Annotated in this window: 4 protein-coding genes; 3 read left to right on the top strand and 1 reads right to left on the bottom strand. The window is 50.4% G+C overall.

Features of this window, described 5'->3' with window-relative positions:
• The first annotated feature begins 243 nt into the window (after nucleotides 1-243).
• On the top strand, nucleotides 244-1,281 hold the full coding sequence (rsgA, locus tag KDK13_RS00815) for a small ribosomal subunit biogenesis GTPase RsgA (protein WP_257282827.1): 1,038 nt from the start codon (nucleotides 244-246) through the stop codon (nucleotides 1,279-1,281).
• A gap of 156 nt (nucleotides 1,282-1,437) precedes the next feature.
• On the opposite strand, the gene KDK13_RS00810 is transcribed toward rsgA, so the two are convergent.
• Entirely contained in the window at nucleotides 1,438-2,058 is a 621-nt protein-coding gene (locus KDK13_RS00810) for a hypothetical protein (RefSeq protein WP_257282826.1), read from the bottom strand.
• Between the two features lie 813 nt (nucleotides 2,059-2,871).
• On the opposite strand from KDK13_RS00810, the gene KDK13_RS00805 reads away from it, so the two are divergent.
• Together KDK13_RS00805 and asd are read left to right on the top strand one after the other, a co-directional pair.
• A complete protein-coding gene (locus tag KDK13_RS00805) occupies nucleotides 2,872-3,708 on the top strand; it encodes a sulfurtransferase (RefSeq protein WP_257282825.1) in 837 nt (278 codons plus the stop codon).
• Nucleotides 3,709-3,961: 253 nt separating this feature from the next.
• On the top strand, nucleotides 3,962-4,799 hold an 838-nt coding region (gene asd, locus KDK13_RS00800; protein WP_257282824.1), incomplete at its 3' end, for an archaetidylserine decarboxylase.

The following is a 4,799-nucleotide window of genomic DNA, read 5'->3' as shown; positions in this document are numbered from 1 at the left end:
CAGTTAAGAAAATTCAGACTGTTCGTTAATTACCTGCAATTCAGGAAAAACCAGCTTATTCAGTGCATCGCAGACGTCTGCACTACCCTTGCCGTGCTTCTGACAAAAGATGGATTAATTTAAGGGCAGATAACGAATGAGCTGACATAATAAGTCTACTTCATTCATAATTGCAGCGAAATCAGCTCAATACAAATTTATGATACTTTCCAACCTTATATTTGAAACTTCCCACTACACACCATGAGTAAGCGCAAACTAACGCGCAGACAAAGCTGGCGCATCGAGAAAATCCAGGACGAACGTAAAGCCCGCGCCCAGAAGCGTGAGGATAAGATTAACCGTGAACTTCAGGATGACGCCCTGGGGCCAGAACAACCGGGCCTGATTATTGCCCACTACGGAGCACAGCTGGATATCGAACCCATCGGCAAACCCGGTGAGACCTATCGCTGCCACCTGAGGGCCAATCTGCCACCGCTGGTTACCGGCGACCGGATTGTCTGGAAGGCCTCCAGCAAAGGCGGTATGGGTGTTGTAGTGGCACTTGAGGACCGTGACAGCCTGTTATCCAGACCGGATATGCGAGGACAGCTGAAGCCGGTTGCCGCCAATATTGACTACATTGTTCTGGTCATCGCTCCGGTTCCTGTTCCTCATCCGAACCTGATTGACCGTTATCTGGTGGCTGCGGAAACCGTTGGTATTGAACCGGTCATCCTGCTCAATAAAACCGATTTGCTGGAAGATGGAACGAGCCGTCAATCCTTTGCTGAAAAGATTGACGATATGCTGGTTAACTATGAGCGCATTGGGTACCGGGTACTTAAAGCATCCACCCGGACGAAAGACGGGCTGAACGAACTCAAGAGCCTTCTGAATGAACATACCAGTGTTTTCGTCGGCCAGAGCGGTGTCGGAAAGTCTTCCCTGGTCAATACACTGCTGCCAGGGGTTGATACCAAGGTAGGCCCGCTATCTGAAAGCACCGGTAAAGGCACCCATACCACTACTTCAGCCAGGCTTTTCCACTTCCCGGCCGGTGGTATGCTGATCGACTCACCGGGGATTCGGGAATTCGGATTGTGGCATATGGAATCTGAGGATGTGCTGCACGGTTTTAAGGAGTTTCGCCCCTTTATCGGGCACTGCAAGTTCAGGGATTGCAGTCATGACCAGGAGCCGGGTTGCGCTATCCGCGAGGCTCTTCTGAAGGGCGATATTCTTCAGGTAAGAATGGACAGCTATCAGAACATCCTGAATTCTCTGGAAAAAGCATAGTACAGAAAAGCGCAAATCCCCCTAAGGTACCCCTCTTCGTTTCTCCTCGGGGACCGAGGCTGTCGCGAAAGCCTGAAGAATGCTAATGCCTGGCATCGCCAGTGATGCGGGTAATCTGACTTCCCGGTCGCCCTGCACGAATACGACACTCTCAAACTACAGGCTGTGCAGGTTTGTACCTGGCACAGAGGGTTTTCTGGCAAAGCCAACCCTGTGTTTCAATGGCTTCATCACCACTTTCCAAAGTGTCACACCATCAATATGCGCCAAATCTTCGCAATCGTACCAATGCACAGAATTCCACCGCAGGGATTCAGCTACGGTGTCTTTACCTTCACAAGCGGGATCCCATTTTTTCGGGTAGTAGTAAAACTGTATGTAGACCGCTTTGCGGTCCAATGCCTGCTCGCGGACAAAGCGCTTTACAGCTCTTTTTTTGTCGGCATCAGAGGGATCCTCCATGACCGTAGACCACGTAGCCATCACCCGGTTCTTATTATTGAGCAACAGGCAAACCAGCAAACCAGGTGATGTCACAAAGTACTTTTCTACATACGCTATGGCTGAGCGGTTGCTGGGCGTGTAACCCGGTGGCGCAACAGCCAGATACTGTTGTAACCCCTGAGGTAAGCACAAGACAGTGCAGCATTCGCTTAACAGAATAGTATTATGACCAAAGCGACGTTGAATGGCCGACCTGCACAGATGTTTAAGAGAAGAGACAGGGGAAGCATTCATCAGATGTTCACTTTCGTGCATGCCGAAAAGTTCAGCCACCGTACCTTGCCACCGACAATCGGTAAATGGACACTTGAGGTAAAATTTGTCGATCAAACGTCTTTTGAATGGAAAAGGCTTGATCAAATTGCAAGCATCTATGTGTTCCTGCGTGGCAGGTTTTCCATCATCTGAGCACTTATGACATAAACGACCTGGCGGGTTTGTCAGGGTTCTGTATTCGCTGCAGTCTTGACACAGAAGGGAGACGCAAGCTGTTTGTACTGCGTTGCGTGCCAATCCCTTACAATCAAAGCAAAGACTCCTCGGTAATGAATGGAGATACTCTTTATTTTCTTCTGGAAAAGCCTCCACATTGCGAATGTGGTATCCGCCCCACAACACTTTGTTGCTGTAAATATCCGCAACTGGACCACAGGCACTGCCCATCAGCGGCAGTTTTGGGGGGCTGGCTACTGCGTTCATGTTTCCCACTGACCCAAAATCAATGTTGTAGTGCAAATGACCCCGACCAAGCCATGGTAATCACAGGTTCGGAGTGTGATGCTTAAGATCAGCGTCCAGTATAGCCAGCATCCGCTCTGCCTGCCGAAGGAGGCACAGGGAGGGAGTTGGTGGGCAGGTCTTTCTTTTTGAACACCTTCAAGATTCAAGGCCTGATACCGGTTTTTTTATCTGGGATAATTCTCAGGTCATGCACCGTGGACAACCCTACGACTCCAGGCATCACCAGTGAGTTGGCCTCCTAGGTGTTATCGCCCGGGAAGAAACCGCCCTGAGGCATGGCTAATCGAGATGATCAAACCAGCAAATGCCATTACAATGCGTTCAACATAAGAAGCTGGACGTAATATGACTGACAATAACAAGCTGCCACTTATCCTGGAACCAGAGGCGCTGGAATCCATACTCACTGCTGAAGACAATGCGTCAGTAAAACAACGACTGATGATTATTGATCTTGGTAATCCCCAGCTTTATCAGCAGGCCCATGTTCCCGGGGCCATCAATGTGCAACCCCATCGGCTGGTCGCAGGAACCCAGCCTGCCCACGGCAAACTCCCGGCGCTTAGCCAACTGGAATCGCTGTTCAGTGAGCTGGGCTTTACCGGCGACGAGCACTTTATTGTCTACGATGATGAAGGCGGTGGCTGGGCGGGTCGGTTCATCTGGACGCTCGATGTTATTGGTCACCGGAAGTACTCTTATCTCAATGGTGGCATCCATGCCTGGTTGAAAGAGGGCCATCCAAGAGAGTCCAGACCAAACGGGAGAGCTTCCACAGATGTTTCCCTGACCATTGATGACCGTGTTATTGCCAGCTGCGACTTCATCCTTGAGGCACTGACAAGCCCGGAGTTCACCATCTGGGATGCGCGCTCGCCGGAAGAATACTTCGGAGAAAAGGTCATGGCACAGAAAGCCGGCCATATTCCCGGCGCCATTAATTTTGAGTGGACCCGGGCCATGGACCCGGAAAAGAATTATCGAATTAAAGAAGGGCTGGTTGCAGAGCTTGATGCGCTTGGCATTAAAAGAGATCAACAGATCATCACCCATTGTCAGGCCCATCACCGCTCCGGGTTTACTTATCTTGTGGCCAAAGCCCTTGGTTTTAAATCGGTCAGGGCCTATGACGGCTCATGGTCTGAATGGGGGAATCTGCCTCATACACCGGTAGTTCAATAAGCAAACATAGCAATCACCGATATAATCACCGAAGGTGCAGGCAGTGATGCCATGAATTACAATGGCTGCCAATTTCCTGTTTTGCGCGAGTCATTGCCTTGATGTTGATCAGGCAATGTTTCAAATGAAAGTGCCTCACAGTCAAAGGCCAGGAGCGGTATTTCAAGAATTCCCAGAGCCTGTTATGGTCCGTTGCCAATAGACATCAGACTCTTGTCAGGTACCTATTTTAACTACAGGATATTCCATCACCGTGAAAGAGAAACTGTTTGCAGCTGTTCAGTATGTACTTCCCCATCACCTGATCTCCAGAGCTGTCTACTATTTTGTGGAATGCCGGATTCCATGGTTTAAAAATGGCCTGATTCGCTGGGCTATTGATCACTACCACGTCAATATGGGTGAAGCAAAACGCGAAGGCGCTGAAGAGTACCTCCACTTCAATGACTTCTTTACCCGGTCATTGAAGGATGGCGCCCGTCCTTTACCAGAAAACCCGGAAATGATTGTCAGCCCGGCTGATGGTGTCATCAGTCAGATAGGGGACATCAAAAACGGCAGAATCTTTCAGGCCAAGGGCCATGACTACAGTCTGGTGGAACTGCTTGGTGGTGACCTGGAGCTTGGACAGGAATTTATGGGCGGCAAGTTTGCCACCATTTACCTGTCCCCGAAAGACTACCACCGTGTCCACATACCGGCGGCCGGGTCCCTGCATAAGATGGTCCATGTGCCCGGACGCCTGTTCTCTGTCAACCAGGGTACTGCTGAGAACATCCCCAATCTCTTTGCCCGCAACGAACGGGTGGTCAGTATCTTTGACACACAATACGGTCCCATGGCGGTCATTATGGTTGGCGCAATCAATGTCGCCAGTATTGAGACCGTCTGGGCCGGTCTGGTAATGCCACACAGAGGGCAGGTTGCCACCACCAGCTACGGTGATGCCAGTGAATCCATTGAGTTAAGCCGTGGTGATGAGTTGGGTCGTTTCAAGCTCGGCTCTACGGCGATTGTACTGTTTGGCAAGCATCAGATTGAGTGGCTGGAAAACTGGCAGCCAGGCCTGTCCATCAAGATGGGGGAAGCGT

Origin of the sequence: Endozoicomonas sp. SESOKO1 (genome assembly GCF_024606265.1) — a bacterium.
Taxonomy (GTDB): Bacteria; Pseudomonadota; Gammaproteobacteria; order Pseudomonadales; family Endozoicomonadaceae; genus Endozoicomonas.
The sequence above is the reverse complement of the archived record's forward strand: the minus strand, read 5'-3'. Positions and strand labels throughout refer to the sequence as shown.